Source organism: Alteromonas sp. BL110, assembly GCF_003443615.1.
Taxonomy (GTDB): domain Bacteria; phylum Pseudomonadota; class Gammaproteobacteria; order Enterobacterales; family Alteromonadaceae; genus Alteromonas.
This window is the reverse complement of sequence record NZ_CP031967.1, coordinates 3,395,413-3,409,801: the sequence shown is the minus strand read 5'-3', so window position 1 is coordinate 3,409,801 and position 14,389 is coordinate 3,395,413. Positions and strand designations below refer to the sequence as shown.

17 protein-coding genes and 1 other annotated feature are annotated in these 14,389 nt (G+C 43.7%); of the genes, 14 read left to right on the top strand and 3 right to left on the bottom strand.

Annotated features, from left to right (window positions below; all coding sequences use genetic code 11):
* Positions 1 to 8 precede the first annotated feature (8 nt).
* The 5 genes from D1814_RS14715 (at position 9) to D1814_RS14695 (ending at position 4,074) form a co-directional block, all read left to right on the top strand.
* The gene (locus D1814_RS14715; protein ID WP_118493527.1) at positions 9 to 491 is read left to right on the top strand and encodes a DUF2244 domain-containing protein; all 483 of its coding nucleotides are present in this window, start codon (positions 9 to 11) and stop codon (positions 489 to 491) included.
* 175 nt (positions 492 to 666) lie between these two features.
* A complete protein-coding gene (locus D1814_RS14710) occupies positions 667 to 912 on the top strand; it encodes a DUF6482 family protein (protein WP_118493525.1) in 246 nt (81 codons plus the stop codon).
* 189 nt (positions 913 to 1,101) lie between these two features.
* On the top strand, positions 1,102 to 1,674 hold the full coding sequence (locus D1814_RS14705) for a YSC84-related protein (RefSeq protein ID WP_118493523.1): 573 nt from the start codon (positions 1,102 to 1,104) through the stop codon (positions 1,672 to 1,674).
* 306 nt (positions 1,675 to 1,980) lie between these two features.
* A complete protein-coding gene (locus tag D1814_RS14700; RefSeq protein WP_118493521.1) occupies positions 1,981 to 2,970 on the top strand; it encodes an MYXO-CTERM sorting domain-containing protein in 990 nt (329 codons plus the stop codon).
* 330 nt (positions 2,971 to 3,300) lie between these two features.
* Positions 3,301 to 4,074 (top strand): ParA family protein, encoded by a 774-nt coding sequence (locus D1814_RS14695; RefSeq protein WP_118493519.1) that lies wholly within the window; start codon positions 3,301 to 3,303, stop codon positions 4,072 to 4,074.
* Positions 4,075 to 4,089: 15 nt separating this feature from the next.
* Here the strand turns inward: D1814_RS14695 and D1814_RS14690 are convergent, their stop codons facing one another.
* On the bottom strand, positions 4,090 to 4,329 hold the full coding sequence (locus tag D1814_RS14690; protein WP_118493517.1) for a hypothetical protein: 240 nt from the start codon (positions 4,327 to 4,329) through the stop codon (positions 4,090 to 4,092).
* 229 nt (positions 4,330 to 4,558) lie between these two features.
* Positions 4,559 to 4,676 (top strand) — a sequence feature (His leader region).
* Positions 4,677 to 4,726: 50 nt separating this feature from the next.
* On the opposite strand from D1814_RS14690, the gene hisG reads away from it, so the two are divergent.
* From hisG to hisIE, 8 genes are read left to right on the top strand one after another with little or no spacing between them, the layout of a single operon-like run.
* The gene (gene hisG / locus D1814_RS14685; protein WP_118493515.1) at positions 4,727 to 5,629 is read left to right on the top strand and encodes an ATP phosphoribosyltransferase; all 903 of its coding nucleotides are present in this window, start codon (positions 4,727 to 4,729) and stop codon (positions 5,627 to 5,629) included.
* A 13-nt stretch (positions 5,630 to 5,642) separates the two neighbouring features.
* Positions 5,643 to 6,947, top strand: coding sequence for a histidinol dehydrogenase (hisD, locus tag D1814_RS14680; protein ID WP_118493513.1), 1,305 nt, complete (start codon positions 5,643 to 5,645; stop codon positions 6,945 to 6,947).
* Positions 6,947 to 8,026: a histidinol-phosphate transaminase gene (gene hisC, locus D1814_RS14675; protein WP_118493510.1), complete on the top strand. Its 1,080-nt coding sequence runs from the start codon at positions 6,947 to 6,949 to the stop codon at positions 8,024 to 8,026. The genes hisD and hisC overlap by 1 nt, the downstream gene beginning before the upstream one ends.
* Positions 8,023 to 9,093, top strand: coding sequence for a bifunctional histidinol-phosphatase/imidazoleglycerol-phosphate dehydratase HisB (gene hisB, locus D1814_RS14670; protein WP_118493508.1), 1,071 nt, complete (start codon positions 8,023 to 8,025; stop codon positions 9,091 to 9,093). Before hisC ends, hisB begins: the two co-directional genes overlap by 4 nt.
* Entirely contained in the window at positions 9,093 to 9,722 is a 630-nt protein-coding gene (gene hisH, locus D1814_RS14665; RefSeq protein ID WP_118493505.1) for an imidazole glycerol phosphate synthase subunit HisH, read from the top strand. Before hisB ends, hisH begins: the two co-directional genes overlap by 1 nt.
* Complete coding sequence (gene hisA, locus D1814_RS14660; RefSeq protein WP_025255777.1) at positions 9,722 to 10,459, top strand: 1-(5-phosphoribosyl)-5-[(5-phosphoribosylamino)methylideneamino]imidazole-4-carboxamide isomerase; 738 nt, start codon at positions 9,722 to 9,724, stop codon at positions 10,457 to 10,459. Before hisH ends, hisA begins: the two co-directional genes overlap by 1 nt.
* On the top strand, positions 10,441 to 11,253 hold the full coding sequence (gene hisF / locus D1814_RS14655; RefSeq protein ID WP_025255778.1) for an imidazole glycerol phosphate synthase subunit HisF: 813 nt from the start codon (positions 10,441 to 10,443) through the stop codon (positions 11,251 to 11,253). Before hisA ends, hisF begins: the two co-directional genes overlap by 19 nt.
* On the top strand, positions 11,250 to 11,867 hold the full coding sequence (hisIE, locus tag D1814_RS14650) for a bifunctional phosphoribosyl-AMP cyclohydrolase/phosphoribosyl-ATP diphosphatase HisIE (protein ID WP_118493503.1): 618 nt from the start codon (positions 11,250 to 11,252) through the stop codon (positions 11,865 to 11,867). The genes hisF and hisIE overlap by 4 nt, the downstream gene beginning before the upstream one ends.
* Before the next feature lie 119 nt (positions 11,868 to 11,986).
* On the opposite strand, the gene D1814_RS19495 is transcribed toward hisIE, so the two are convergent.
* Both D1814_RS19495 and D1814_RS14640 read right to left on the bottom strand, forming a co-directional pair.
* Complete coding sequence (locus D1814_RS19495; protein WP_205422063.1) at positions 11,987 to 12,292, bottom strand: excalibur calcium-binding domain-containing protein; 306 nt, start codon at positions 12,290 to 12,292, stop codon at positions 11,987 to 11,989.
* A gap of 236 nt (positions 12,293 to 12,528) precedes the next feature.
* Complete coding sequence (locus D1814_RS14640; RefSeq protein ID WP_118493501.1) at positions 12,529 to 12,774, bottom strand: hypothetical protein; 246 nt, start codon at positions 12,772 to 12,774, stop codon at positions 12,529 to 12,531.
* A gap of 103 nt (positions 12,775 to 12,877) precedes the next feature.
* Here D1814_RS14640 and D1814_RS14635 point away from each other — a divergent pair, with 103 nt between their 5' ends.
* Positions 12,878 to 13,819: a LysR substrate-binding domain-containing protein gene (locus tag D1814_RS14635; RefSeq protein WP_162889834.1), complete on the top strand. Its 942-nt coding sequence runs from the start codon at positions 12,878 to 12,880 to the stop codon at positions 13,817 to 13,819.
* The last annotated feature ends 570 nt before the right edge of the window (positions 13,820 to 14,389 follow it).

The window sequence follows — 14,389 nt, the reverse complement described above, 5'->3', positions numbered from 1 at the left end:
TGTAAAATATGGTTGAAGTATCTACATTTGAGCAGCGGCTGCAACTGCATCTTTCGCCAAACCGCTCAGCAACATGGCGGCAGACTAAATACCTAATTATGGTGTTTGCTTTGTTTATTGGTCTGATTGCTATTGCGTGGTCAATAGTTGGTGCCTGGGTTATCTTGCCGTTTGCAGGGTTAGAAGTTGGGCTGCTAGCGCTAGTTATGTACTTGGTGTCTAAAGCTACCTACCGATGGGAAACAATTTTAGTTATGGATGATCGCATCCTTATTTCTTGTTCTAACGGCACCAGCTTATGCTTCCCCCGTCCAGATACGTCTTTGTTTTATCAAAAGGACACAAGCTTAAAACGGATTTCACGATTAATTTTACAAACCCCTGTGCAGCAGTTTGAGTTGGGCGCATTTCTTAACTCGGAAGATAAAAAGCAAGTACACGATAGTTTGCACAAGGCTGGAGTTATGGTGTGCACAAACACATGGTGGTAACGCTCGCTGTTACGGTTTGCTTCCAGCAAGCTCTTTTCTGCCTCCAAGGTTCGGGGTTCTAATGACGGTAAATCAAAACGTTCATGACACAAAATTAATGATCATTGTGACTGTTTTCGACTAATTAATACTATGACGCAGCCAAAGTTAGCTGCGACCTAACGAGGGCAATATTATGAATTTATACATTGAGTCATTAGAAGGTGGTAACTACCTTGCTGCTACGGGTATGGGTGCATCACGCAGATTAGTTAGAGACAAAAAGTCGCAACCTAAAACGTTTCACTGCTTGAATGAAATTAGAGTACATTTCGACTCTCAGGCGTTTGAGCACGTCTGGCTTCGACAGAGTACACCGTATGAGGAAATGGTCGGTCAAACCGATCATCCCGGCGCGCTAGAACTTGAAATCGAATGGTGAACCTTGACTTAAGAGAATTTTTTACCGCATTTAGCTTTTTCCTAATTTAAGTTTGAATGTTCCACTTAGCACACTTTTTGCGTACAAGTCATGTAACGTAAATAAAAACGGTTTTTTATTGAATTACTAGCGGTAGGTAATGTCTTCTATCGCAGATAGATAAAACACTGACATGCTAAGGAGAATTGCATGAAAATTAGTAAGTTAGCGATTAAGTCTGTATTTATGGCTGCTGTTTTGGCATTAGCTGCTTGTGCGTCTATGGGAGACGGTACTGTTGCTGAAAAGCAACAAGCGATCTTAGACATGCAAGAGAATGCGTTGGCACGCCTTTATACGGAGAAGCCAGATACTCGCTCTCAAATAGGGGACGCGGCAGGCTACGCCGTATTCACTAACGCCAACATTAATGTGTTTTTTGTGGCCGCAGGCACAGGCTACGGGGTGGTGAACAATAACGTCACCGGTGCAAAAACATATATGAATATGGCTGAGGGTGGTGTTGGTTTAGGGTTAGGCGCTAAAGATTACCGCGTGGTAATGGTCTTCCATACTCAAAAGGCGATGAGCTATTTTATTGAGAATGGTTGGACTGTAGGCGGAAATGCAGATGTAGCGGCAAAAGCGGGTAATAAAGGCGCATCTGCAGAAGGCGAAGGTTATCTTGGCAATGTAACGGTTTACACTATGACGGAAAGCGGTCTTACTTTACAGGCTACTGTAAAAGGCACTAAGTTCTGGGTAGATAAAGAACTGAACTGATACGCCCTAACCGAGCCTACTCGCATTAGCGATTAGTGCTCCAATTAACCGAAGGCCTCTCAAATACAAGGGGCCGTTTCATTTTTGCGGCATAGAATGTCCACTACCAATCTAAATATTTAGACAGTTAACACCACATAAATAAGCAGCATCGTGTCACCCGCATAGCTTCTTTTAACACCGCCTTGTATACGAAAGTTAAATTTTAGGGGGAAACCCTCATAACTGAATCGAACACTCGTTACTACGCTTTATTTGTAAAAGGCTCGCTTAGCAATACGCTAAGCCATAAACGAGGGTTTCATTATGCAACCACGACACAAAAAAGCGATAAGAGCAGTAGCAAGAACAATATTGTCGAGCGCATTGTTCGCTTTGGCAACAATTAGTTTTTCATCAAACGCAGCAATAATCAGCAGCAGTTATGGGAATGCAGTCCATGTCGACCTTTCCATTACTAGCAATGTAGGAAATGTAGTCACAGCAATTGCTAGTTCCACTATCAAATTAGCTCACACTAGTGGAAATGCACCTGAAAATTATTTACAAACTCGAACCGTTGCGGGTGGAAGTGCTAATTCTTCAGGCTCTTTCGGTACCCCTATTGACGTAACGCAGTTTGATGCATCGGCCTCTACAGCCATTATTGAAGGCGAATCTCAGTCCTCTTTAACGAGTTTTGTTCTCGCAAACTTTTTTACGTCCGGCCGGGGAACCGTTAACGATCTTAGTCTCAACTTATTTTCAGACTTACTTGGAGTAAGTGGCTTTCTAACGCTTAGTGCTGACGTACTTTCAACTTGGTCGCGAATTGAAGGAAGCGCCACATCCGGTTCGAACGCAAGCCTATCTAGTGCGGGTTCGTCGGACATTGTGGATCTGGAGGTAGGTCTCTGGGGAAACAGCGTAAAGGCTACGGCACTTGAAAATCAGTCTTTATTTGCTGGTTTGAATATTGCCGACTTCGGCTTGGGTATATTCGTTAATGAAGTTGAGAGAACTTGCTCTGACTCTACATGTACCGAGTCTAGAAATGCGGTTAGAGTATCATTTGAGGATTTCTCGTTAAACGCACTCTACGATGCACTCTTCCCCACAGGCACTCCGCTTAACGGGCCAGTGCTCAGTTTAACTAATAACCCCATTGTTAACGGAGAGATCATACTTGCAAGTTCGTTTGCTACCACCTCATCTTCAACTGAAGTCAATGCCCCCTCTACGTTTGCACTCTTTCTTCTCGCCGTGGGCTTGCTCAGTGCGAGAAGATTTAACAAGCACTGTAGGTTTAACCGTTAATTCCTAATAACAGCAGGGTAAAAAGAGTAAACATATTATTAAATACACTTTGCTTTTTTCCCTGCCCTCTTTCTCCTACCTCTATGGGAGGTGCAATTACTGCTTAATTGCGTTTAATTGGCACCATAACTCTAGATAAAAATAGTTATATTAATAGCAACAAGTGCTGGTGTGGCCACGCCCACTGTTTCAACACTATTCAAATCATCACCCGCTAGCACTTTTTGCTTTGAACCTGCCGAGTGTGGTTGGCATTAAACCTCAAACAATGTTTTGCATAAACACCATTAATTGGGCATATTTTAATCACTTCAAATAAAGGGATTTCTTATGATAACCGTGGTGTTTAATCAAAAAGGTGGCGTAGGTAAATCAACTGTTAGCACTAATTTAGCGGCGCAAAGCGCTAAACTGGGTTACAAAACCTTATTAGTAGACTTAGACGCCCAAGGAAACAGTACTCATTACGCGGGGTTTGACGCCACCGAGAAAAGCCTTACCGTGTCCGATATGTTCAAACAAGTGGTGGGAATATTTAGAACCGCAAAAAAACCTAATGCGTTCGTTCACCCCACGCCTTTTGAAAACCTCTTCGTCATGCCGTCCTCACCAGCCTTAAGTGACGTCGAGCGAGAACTCGAATCTCGGTACAAAATTTTCAAACTCAGAGATGCATTGAAAGAGCTAAAGGGCGAATTCGAAAACATTTTTATCGATACGCCTCCTAATTTTAACTTTTATTCCAAAGCGGCACTTATTGCTGCAGATGGCTTTTGTGTACCTTTTGATTGTGATGACTTTTCGGCACAAGCTATCGATCACTTACTTGACAATGCAACAGAACTTAAAGAGGACCATAACCCAGAACTTAAGCTATTGGGCATTGTAGTCAATCAATTTAATAGTCAGGCAAAACTGCCTACAGAACTAGTACAATCGCTCAAGCAACAAGGGTTGCCAGTGTTAGAAAGCTATATAAGTGCTACAGTGAAGGTGAAAGAGTCTCATTCTAGGCGTGTGCCGCTGCCCTTCTATCTACCAAAGCACAAAGTCACCGGGCAAATAGAAGCGTTATTTGAAGCGCTAACTGCAGATGAAACTTGATACTAACAGGGTACCTTAGACATCAATATCAATGTGCTTGAGCCCGCCGCTGCTGTTGTCTCGTTCTTTGTCTTTTGTGCTCTCGGCTGACGCATCAATCACTTCAGTACGCTTAACATCTTGATAGTTATCTCGCTCCCCCTCACTAAGATGCTCAGATTTCTTCGTTTTCTGCACTTTCTTCACCCGCTCATCGGGTTCCACCGGCACTTTAGTATTGCGAGGCAAAATGGGAAACAGTAAATCGTTGCTCATACGCCCTCCTAAAACGTGTACGTGTTATATAATTTATCGGCAAAGTGGCGCTTAAAATTATGGTTCACAACTCGTTCATAACGAATTGTTTTATTATATGTATATTAATTTAGAGTTAATGTATCAAAAGAGTTCACTTTTGCCTTGCAAATCGATGCTCAAACCGCTAATGTTTCAGCCGTTCGAAATTAGGAATTAGATTCACCAAAATGATTAACTGCGCAGCGAAACATCACCACCATCACAAAGCATAACCTTTCAGGTTCGTGCTGGAAGGTCTATATTTCCTTCCAACGGCGCAGATAGAAAAATTCTCGACCCTCGGAAGGAAACTTCCGGGGGTTTTTCGTTTTAGGCGCAATCAAAAGTTAAAATACAACGTGTAAGGAACGTTTCAATGAGTAACAGCAACAGACTTCGAATTGCCGTACAAAAATCAGGTCGCTTAAGTGATGATAGCATCGCGCTTCTTAAAGCTATCGGCATTAAATTGAACATTCGTGATCGCCTGCTGATTGCGCACTCAACGAACGAGCCAATCGATTTACTTCGCGTACGTGACGACGATATTCCAGGCCTTGTTATGGACGGCGTTTGTGACCTTGGCTTCATTGGTGAAAACGAGCTTGAAGAAAAAATGCTGGAACGCAAAGCGGCAGGTAAACCGTTCGAGTATGAAGTATTACGTCGTTTAGACTACGGCGGCTGCAGACTATCAATTGCCGTACCCAATGAAATGGATTATGACGGCATTAAGTCTTTAGAAGGCAAAAAAGTAGCAACTACTTACCCTTATCTTCTTGAACGCTATTTCAAAGACCAGGGCATTAACGCCAAAGCTGTAATGCTGCAGGGCTCAGTGGAAGTTGCTCCGCGTGCTGGTGTCGCTGACGCCATTTGTGACTTGGTATCAACAGGTGCAACGCTAGAAGCAAATGGTCTCGTGGAAAAAGACGTAATCTTCCGCAGTAAGGCAGTACTTATTAAGCGTACCGACGGCGAACTGAGTGACGAGAAAGTAACATTGGTTAATCGCCTAATGCCTCGTGTTGACGGTGTATTGCTAGCCAAAGAAAGTAAATACATCATGCTACACGCGCCAAAAGCGTATTTAGAGCAGGTTAAAAGCTTACTTCCAGGTGCTGAAAACCCAACGGTGCTTCCACTTGCTGGAAATGAAGAGCAAGTTGCTATCCACGTAGTTTCTACAGAAACCTTATTCTGGGAAACCATGGAAAAGCTTAAAGCCCTTGGTTGTAGCTCTATTCTTGTAATGCCAATCGAAAAAATGATGGGCTAAAAGGCAGACGATTATGATTACTTGGTCATCTCTCTCGGCAAATGAGAAAAAACAGGCGCTAGCCCGCCCGGCTATGGCCAATAGCCAACAGTTAAAGCAAACCGTGGGCGACATTATCGCCCGCGTTGAAGCGGAAGGTGATGCGGCAGTACTCGACTATACTCGCAAGTTCGATTGCCCCGACCTAACTAACCTTGTGCTCTCGCAAGAAAATATCGACGCCCTTGCGGCTAAAGTAACGCCAGAAGTAGCAAGCGCTATCGACACGGCGTTTAACAACATTAAAGCCTTCCACGAAGCGCAAGTTCCTAGTGATATTGCACTCACCACCACACCTGGGGTTAAATGCGAGCTTCGCTTTACGTCTCTTGACGCGGTTGGTCTTTATATCCCAGGAGGTAGCGCACCGCTTCCCTCAACTGTGCTAATGCTCGGCGTACCAGCGCTAGTAGCAGGTTGTGAAAATAAATTGCTTTGCACACCGCCAAACAAAGAACAGCTTATCGCGCCTGAAATTGCTTATGCAGCAAGAAAATGTGGCATTGATAAGATCTTCTTATGTGGCGGAGCACAAGCGGTTGCAGCCATGGCATTAGGTACTGAAACTATTCCGCAGGTTGATAAAATTTTCGGCCCAGGCAATAGCTTTGTGACCGAAGCTAAACAGCAAGTTAGCCAACGTGCAGATGGTGCAGCTATCGATATGCCGGCGGGCCCGTCAGAGGTATTGGTTCTAGCCGATGAATTCGCAAACCCTGAGTTTGTAGCGGCAGACTTACTTTCTCAAGCCGAGCACGGCCCTGATTCACAAGCCATTTTAGTATCGAACAGTACGACGCTCATTGAAGAAGCAAAAGCCGCGGTTGAGCGTCAATTAGCTACGCTGTCTCGCGCTGAGATTGCACGCCCCGCGATGGAAAATGCACGCTATATTTTGGCTGATTCAATTGAACAAGCTATCGAAGCCAGTAACGCCTACGCGGCTGAACACTTAATTGTGCAAATAGAAAACGCCCGTGATTATTTACCAAAAATTAAATACGCTGGCTCGATTTTCTTAGGCCCTTGGTCACCAGAGTCAGCTGGGGACTATGCGTCCGGTACTAACCACGTGCTGCCCACATACGGCTATGCTAAGAATTACTCTAGTCTTGGTCTTTTGGACTTTATGCGCCGCTACACGATTCAAGAACTAAGTAAAGACGGCATGCGCAATTTAGGTCCAGCGATTATGGCACTAGCCGCAGCAGAAGGGTTAGATGCGCACGAGCAGGCCGTTGCACTTCGTATGCAGGCCCTTCAGCAAGGAGACGCCTGATGTCGGCACTTATCGATAACTTGATTAACGAAAACTTAGTGCCGTTAAAGCCTTACGAGTCGGCACGTCGTTTGTTTTCCGGTGGTCAAGATTGGCTTAATGCCAACGAATCACCTTATGCTAACGAATACTGCGTAGATAGCAGTAACTTTAACCGGTATCCGTCTTGTCAGCCTGAAGCAGTAGTAAGCGGTTACGCAAACTATGCAGAGCTAGATAAATCACAGCTTATTGTGACTCGTGGTGCCGACGAAGGTATTGAACTGCTTATTCGTACCTTCTGTACGCCGGGTAAAGACAAAATTCTGATTTGCCCGCCTACCTACGGTATGTATGCCATCAGCGCTGAAACCTGCGATGTGGGCATTAAAAAAGTACCTTTAAACGATGATTTCAGCTTGAATGTAAATGCCGTTTGCGCTGAAGAAGACGTGAACGTGATTTTTATCTGCGCACCGAACAATCCAACCGGTACACCGGTTGCGCGCGAAGACATAAAAACCGTACTTAATCACTTTGCTGATAAGGCTTTAGTGGTGGTAGATGAAGCATATATTGAGTTTGATGCTGACAATACGTGGGCAAATGAAATAAACAACTACCCGAACCTAGTTGTACTTCGTACGCTGTCGAAAGCGTTTGCGCTGGCAGGACTTCGCTGTGGTTTTACCCTTGCTCAAGCTCCAGTCATTCAGGCACTGTTAAAAGTAATTGCACCCTACCCTATTCCAGAACCGGTTGCACAAATTGCTGCAAAAGCACTGTCGGCAGAGTCATTAACGTTACTTGAGCTGCAAGTTGCAACACTCAACCGTGAAAAAGAAGCATTAGCTGAAGCCTTAAAAGCAATTGAAGGCTTTGAATTAGTGGGCGACAGGCGAGCAAACTTTATCTTATTCCGCTACGCAAAAGCGCCAGCCCTAATGCAATACTTGGTAAGCCAAGGCATGCTAATTCGCGACCAATCAAAACAGCTTAACTTACAAAACTGTTTACGCGTGAGCATCGGCACCGAAGAACAAAATCAGCGTTTAATGCAGTTGATTAACGAATTTAAAAATAGTGAGGATGCGGCATGAGTCAGCAAGCCATTTTATTTATCGACCGCGACGGTACACTTGTTGAAGAGCCGCCGATTGATAAGCAATTAGATAGCCTAGAAAAATTAGTTTTCGAGCCAAACGTAATTCCCGTATTGCTTAAGCTTAAAGCGGCCGGATTTAAACTCGTTATGGTAAGTAATCAAGACGGATTGGGCACAGACAGCTTCCCTCAAGAAGACTTCAACAAGCCACACAAAGCCATGATGGCCATTTTCGAAAGCCAAGGCGTAGTGTTTGACGATGTGCTTATTTGCCCACATTTTGATGCTGACAACTGTACGTGCCGCAAGCCAAAGCTTGGTTTGGTCCAGGAATATTTGCAGAAAGGTAAAGTCGACTTCACTCGTTCATTTGTGATCGGTGACAGAATTACTGACGTTCAGCTTGCCGAAAATATGGGTATTCGCAGCTTCCAATATAACCGCGAGAGCTTAAACTGGAACGATATTCAGAAAAGCTTATTGGCATCATCGCGTATTGCAGAGGTAGTACGTACCACCTCTGAAACCGATATTCGAGTGCGTGTTGATCTTGACTCACAGGCGAAGTCGACGATTCAAACTGGCATGGGCTTTTTTGACCACATGCTTGACCAAATTGCTACCCACGGTGGTTTTGAGCTAACTCTTACGACCAACGGCGACTTGCACATTGACGATCACCATAGTATCGAAGATACAGCGCTTGCACTCGGCGAAGCCCTTAAAAAGGCTTTGGGCGACAAACGTGGAATTGGACGCTTTGGCTTTGCATTGCCAATGGATGAGTGCCGAGCTGAATGTATTATGGACATTTCAAATCGACCGCACCTTAAATTCGACGCTGAATTTAGTCGCGACCAAGTAGGCGAAATGGCTACAGAAATGGTACCGCACTTTTTCTACTCGATTGCACAAAGCATGGGACTGTCGCTTCACCTATCCACCAGCGAAGGTAACGCACACCACCAAGTAGAAAGCTTGTTCAAAGTCTTTGGCCGCGCTCTTCGTCAAGCTATTACACGCCAGGGTGACGCGCTACCAAGCAGTAAAGGAGCACTGTAATGTCAGTGGTAAACACTAGCCAGCGACAAAAGATAGTCATAGTAAATACAGGCTGCGCTAATATCTCGTCGGTACGCTTTGCCCTTGAACGCCTAGGTGTTGAAGTAGACGTATCGGACGATGTAAACGTGATTAAAAGCGCTGACAAAGTGTTTTTACCAGGTGTTGGTACCGCAGCAGCGGCTATGGCAAGCATTAGGCAAAAAGCGCTAGTGGAATCCCTGCAAGCGCTAACCCAACCTGTGCTCGGCGTATGTTTAGGCATGCAACTTATGGTTGAAACCAGTGCCGAAGGTGGTTTTCAAGGGACAGGTAACATCGACTGTTTGAACCTTATGCCAGGTCATGTGGCTCGCATGGAATCAAAAGGCGTACGCTTACCTCATATGGGTTGGAACACAGTGGTTCATAAAGAAGAAAGTTTATTTAAGGGCATCCCACAAGATACCTACTTTTACTTTGTGCACAGTTTTGCCGTTCCTGAATACGAGCATACGCTTGCAAGCTGCACTTATGGCAATACGTTTTCTGCGGCCATAAATAAAGACAATTTTTACGGGGTGCAATTCCACCCAGAGCGTTCTGGCGAAGCCGGAGCACAACTACTGACTAACTTTGTGAACCTATAATGATTATTCCAGCGATTGATCTTATTGAAGGACATGTAGTCCGCCTTTATCAAGGTGACTACGAGCAAAAAACCCAATACGAACTTGACCCAGTAAACGTGGTTCACGACTATGCTGACCAAGGCGCAACTTGGCTACACATTGTTGACCTTACAGGCGCTAAAGACACCAGTAAACGTCAGCTTTCACTGATTAAGTCTATGGTCGATACCAAGCGCATGAAGTTTCAAGCTGGCGGCGGTATTCGTAGCGAAGAAGAAGTGGCGCAGTTACTTGAAACTGGCGTCAGCCGTGTGGTTATTGGCTCGTTGGCCGTTAAGCAACCTGAACTAGTGAAGTCTTGGGTAGAAAAATACGGTCCAGAGCACATTGTTTTAGCCCTTGATATCAATATTAGCGACAGCGGTGAAAAGCTTATTGCTACTCACGGCTGGCAGGAAAACTCTGGTGTAGCCCTTGAAGGCTTACTTGAAGACTTCGCTACAGTAGGCGCAAAGCATGTACTATGCACTGACATTAGTCGCGACGGTACGCTACAAGGCGCGAATACCGAGTTGTATCAAGAAATGGCAGCCCGTTTCCCTAATGTAAGCTGGCAAGCATCTGGCGGTATTGGCAGTATTGCTGATATCGAAGCCTTGAAGCCGACTAACGTTGGTGGCGTAATTTTAGGTCGCGCATTACTTGAAGGTAAATTCACGGTGAAGGAGGCTATTGCATGCTGGCAAAGCGCATAATTCCTTGTTTGGACGTACGCGATGGCAAAGTCGTTAAAGGCGTCCAGTTTAGAAACCACGAAATTATCGGTGATATTGTGCCTCTTGCCGAGCAATACGCAAAAGCTGGCGCCGACGAGTTGGTATTTTACGATATTACCGCAAGTTCTGACGCCCGCGTGGTAGACAAAAGCTGGGTAAGCCGAATTGCACAGGTTATTGATATCCCGTTTTGCGTAGCTGGCGGCATTAAAAGCATTGAAGACGCTGGGCGCATTTTAGAAATGGGTGCAGATAAGATTTCAATTAACTCCCCTGCCCTTAACAACCCGGAGCTTATTAATCAGCTTCACGATGTGTATGGACAACAGTGCGTAGTAATTGGTATCGACAGTTTCTATAACGAAGCAACCGACCAATATGAAGTATACAAATTCACCGGTGATGAAGCTCGTACACAGAAAAGCCAGTGGCAAACCATCGACTGGATTAAAGAAGTTCAGTCGCGCGGTGCAGGTGAAATTGTACTGAATTGCATGAACCAAGACGGCGTGCGTAAAGGTTATGATGTGAAGCAGCTTAAAGCCGTGCGCGATGTCTGTGAGGTGCCTCTTATTGCATCGGGTGGTGCAGGCGAAATTACTCACTTTACTGACGTGTTCCAACAAGCTGATGTAGATGGCGCACTTGCAGCATCGGTATTTCACAAGGGCATCATCAATATTGACGAGCTAAAAGCAGAATTAACCAGCAATGGCGTTGCCATGCGTAAGCGTCACGGATTAACGGCGCAAGCAGAAGGAGTAAACCCGTGATCATTACTAATGAAAACAGCAATAAACTGGCTTGGGACAAAATGGATAACCTGCTACCTGCCATAGTGCAAGACGCACTGTCGGGCAAAGTATTAATGCAGGGCTACATGGACCGAGATGCGCTAGCAAAAACTCTTGAAACGGGTAAAGTGACCTTTTTTAGCCGCTCGAAGCAGCGTCTTTGGACCAAGGGTGAAACCTCAGGTAACACGCTAGATTTAGTAAGCGTAGCCTGCGATTGCGACCAAGATTCACTGTTGGTACTAGCCAACCCTAACGGCCCAACCTGCCACACAGGCGTTGAAAGCTGTTGGTTTGACGGCAGTACGCCAGCCTTTACGTTTCTAGCTGACTTAGAGCGCGTTTTAGCTGCCCGTAAAAATGCCGATCCAAAGAGCAGCTACACAGCTAGTCTTTACAACAAAGGCATTAAGCGTATAGCTCAGAAGGTAGGTGAAGAAGGCGTTGAAACCGCACTAGCAGCTACTGTGCACGACAAAGAAGAGCTTAAAAACGAAGCCGCTGATTTGTTGTATCATCTAACGGTACTGCTTCAGGCCAGTGATATGTCGCTAAACGATGCGCTTAATGTATTGCGTAAGCGTCATAAGTAAGCAACACGCACACTAATATATTAAAGTACTCTGACCCTCGATAGAAGTACTCTGACCCTCGATAATTGAATCGACCAATTATCGAGGGTCTTTTAATTCGACTGTCAGCCACTCAGCGATTAGTCAAACCTTCGAAATTGACTCTCACATGGAATGCCATCGTCATCACCATCCATTTTCGTATTGGGGCAATTTTTCAGAAAATACTTTGCCTCTTCATACGACGCCATTTGACTACAATATTGTCGCCCGTCGCACATAAAAGAAACGCGGTCAGGTTTAGTAAAAGAATCTTGTTTAAGAAGCTCTTGAGTGGGAAGTTGATTTCGTTCCGACGGAGTGTCTGAGAATTGGTGGCTGCTGTTTTCGAAGTAAAGTTTTACGCCAAAAGCAACGACTAAGATAAGTAACAGTTTATTCAACATAGTGAGTTTCGTCCCTGAATGATTCGCTTGCCTTTTAATTCGTTCTAAATAGCGTGAACACTTTCATGCACCAATGACTGCTATTACTAGCTAGGTATTTACGGAAATTATGCGTAATACCACAATTCTAATGTCTTAAAATCCATTGTCCAATAATGAAATAGCGAACACATTCCAATAGGCAATATTCGCCATAGACTTACTAAAACCCTTTCTCAGCTAGACGGCGAATTAAATTACTTAAATGCGCTTAGCATCGATAAACAGAGCTTATTCCCAATAACCGATAGTAAGTTTTTACTGTTCAACTTGAATACGTCACTACTTTGTTCCAAACACGCTATTTGTGACGACTTTTTTAGGTCTTCCCCGTTTGAGCCGATAACTTCAAAGCTTTCTTCACTAGTAGCAACACCTTTGTTTTTATCGACCTGCAACGAATCTAATTCTACTCTTTTCTCGATTTCAGGGAACTTTTTCATATAAGCCTTATTGAATGTATTTAAAACTATCTTCTATTATCGAGCTTTACATGACCAACGATAAAAGTTAATTTCTAATATTAGATGAACTTATATTATGACTATGGATAGAAGACTAAAGTGGTTAAATAATTTGCACTGCTTTGAAGTGGCCGCTAGGCATGAAAGTTACAGCAAGGCTGCTGATGAGCTATGCATTACGCAAGCTGCAATTAGTCAGCAGATGCGTCAATTAGAGCAGAATTTGCAGGTTAAACTTTTCAGGCGTAGCGCAAGAAGGATGTTACTGACTTCTCAAGGACAAATACTCTTTGAAGCTTGTCGAAATGGCTTTAGTGAAATTATAAACGGTTTAAACAAAGTTCAAGAAGAGCCATTAGAAGGTAGTTTGACGGTGAGTACTACACAGGCGTTTTGTGCTTTGTGGCTGTTACCAAATTTATTTAAATTCTTTAACCAGTATCCAGACATCAATATCAATACTTTTGCTTCAAATAAGATAGAAAGCTTACATGATGGAAAGATAGATATAGCAATTCGTTTTAGTACATCGACGTCTTCAATTATGGAGGCTGGCTTAGAAGTACATAAATTTGGTGAAAACGGAATTGTCCCGGTGTGTTCACCCGACTATAAACGAACTATTACGTTAAATACCCCTAATGATTTACTAAATGCCAGATTACTTTCCCTAGCTTTTGGAGATAGAGCTAATTGGGAAAGCTATTTTGAGCATTGCAGTATTGATATTGCTAATAAAAACCTAAAAAAAACGGAAATTTCTTCCAGTGACTTAGCATTGAGCGCAGCGTTAACTGGACAAGGTGTAATGCTGGCATCAGACATAATGATCGGTCAGTATGTTAAATCAGGTCAGCTTGTTGTTCCTTTTAATATACCTCACCCGGTTCGTTGGAAATCTCATTTTGTATACCTTCAGAATTCACCACGTAAAAAGCGCATCGCCCTTTTCTGTCACTGGTTAGCACAGCAGATGGAAAATGATGAAGCGCTTATGAGCTTAGACCATCCTTATTTAGGCTAAAACTTGTCTAAACGTTATTGACGGTACTCTGCGCGTCAATAGTACCTATTCTCAGTTATCGACAATTAAAATTTGTTAAACGCAAAAGTCCCCCAAAAAACTTTGCAAACGGTTTTACCTCTAACGAAAGCCAATCACAAAAACATATTTAGCAATTAATTTTTACTAATAAAAACATAATTACTTGATTTTACATGAACTGTTAAATCACTCGTATCACCGCTAATACGGGGACCTAAGGTTTGATACCGTTTAAACAAATACGCTTACTACACTGTGGCAAGAGACATAAACATTTAGTTTTTTACCTAACTATAGTTCGTCTTGTACCCAGAAATTTTAAGTCAGTAGTATCGAGTAGTCTAATATGAATGGTTACAAAATTAAGTTTTTTCATTTCAGTAAAATATGGTTAATAGCTTTTTTAATGGGCTTGATTAGCTTACCAAGCTTTGCCCAAAGTCAATGTGAAGAGAAGAGTGTAAAGTTGTTTAGCGACCTTGGCGAAAGGTTACAGTTTGCTTTTGAGACAACCCGAACAGAACAGCCTAACAGTGAAGTCATATCAAA

What these genes read in the sequence shown, in the direction of transcription:
- D1814_RS14700 (WP_118493521.1), top strand. Translation starts at nt 1,981, where the DNA reads ATGCAACCACGACACAAAAAAGCGATAAGAGCAGTAGCAAGAACAATA.
- hisB (WP_118493508.1), top strand. Translation starts at nt 8,023, where the DNA reads ATGAGTCAGCAAGCCATTTTATTTATCGACCGCGACGGTACACTTGTT.
- hisH (WP_118493505.1), top strand. Translation starts at nt 9,093, where the DNA reads ATGTCAGTGGTAAACACTAGCCAGCGACAAAAGATAGTCATAGTAAAT.
- hisC (WP_118493510.1), top strand. Translation starts at nt 6,947, where the DNA reads ATGTCGGCACTTATCGATAACTTGATTAACGAAAACTTAGTGCCGTTA.
- hisA (WP_025255777.1), top strand. Translation starts at nt 9,722, where the DNA reads ATGATTATTCCAGCGATTGATCTTATTGAAGGACATGTAGTCCGCCTT.
- D1814_RS14695 (WP_118493519.1), top strand. Translation starts at nt 3,301, where the DNA reads ATGATAACCGTGGTGTTTAATCAAAAAGGTGGCGTAGGTAAATCAACT.
- D1814_RS14705 (WP_118493523.1), top strand. Translation starts at nt 1,102, where the DNA reads ATGAAAATTAGTAAGTTAGCGATTAAGTCTGTATTTATGGCTGCTGTT.
- D1814_RS14690 (WP_118493517.1), bottom strand. Translation starts at nt 4,329, where the DNA reads ATGAGCAACGATTTACTGTTTCCCATTTTGCCTCGCAATACTAAAGTG.
- hisG (WP_118493515.1), top strand. Translation starts at nt 4,727, where the DNA reads ATGAGTAACAGCAACAGACTTCGAATTGCCGTACAAAAATCAGGTCGC.
- D1814_RS19495 (WP_205422063.1), bottom strand. Translation starts at nt 12,292, where the DNA reads ATGTTGAATAAACTGTTACTTATCTTAGTCGTTGCTTTTGGCGTAAAA.
- D1814_RS14635 (WP_162889834.1), top strand. Translation starts at nt 12,878, where the DNA reads ATGGATAGAAGACTAAAGTGGTTAAATAATTTGCACTGCTTTGAAGTG.
- D1814_RS14640 (WP_118493501.1), bottom strand. Translation starts at nt 12,774, where the DNA reads ATGAAAAAGTTCCCTGAAATCGAGAAAAGAGTAGAATTAGATTCGTTG.
- D1814_RS14715 (WP_118493527.1), top strand. Translation starts at nt 9, where the DNA reads ATGGTTGAAGTATCTACATTTGAGCAGCGGCTGCAACTGCATCTTTCG.
- hisF (WP_025255778.1), top strand. Translation starts at nt 10,441, where the DNA reads ATGCTGGCAAAGCGCATAATTCCTTGTTTGGACGTACGCGATGGCAAA.
- D1814_RS14710 (WP_118493525.1), top strand. Translation starts at nt 667, where the DNA reads ATGAATTTATACATTGAGTCATTAGAAGGTGGTAACTACCTTGCTGCT.
- hisD (WP_118493513.1), top strand. Translation starts at nt 5,643, where the DNA reads ATGATTACTTGGTCATCTCTCTCGGCAAATGAGAAAAAACAGGCGCTA.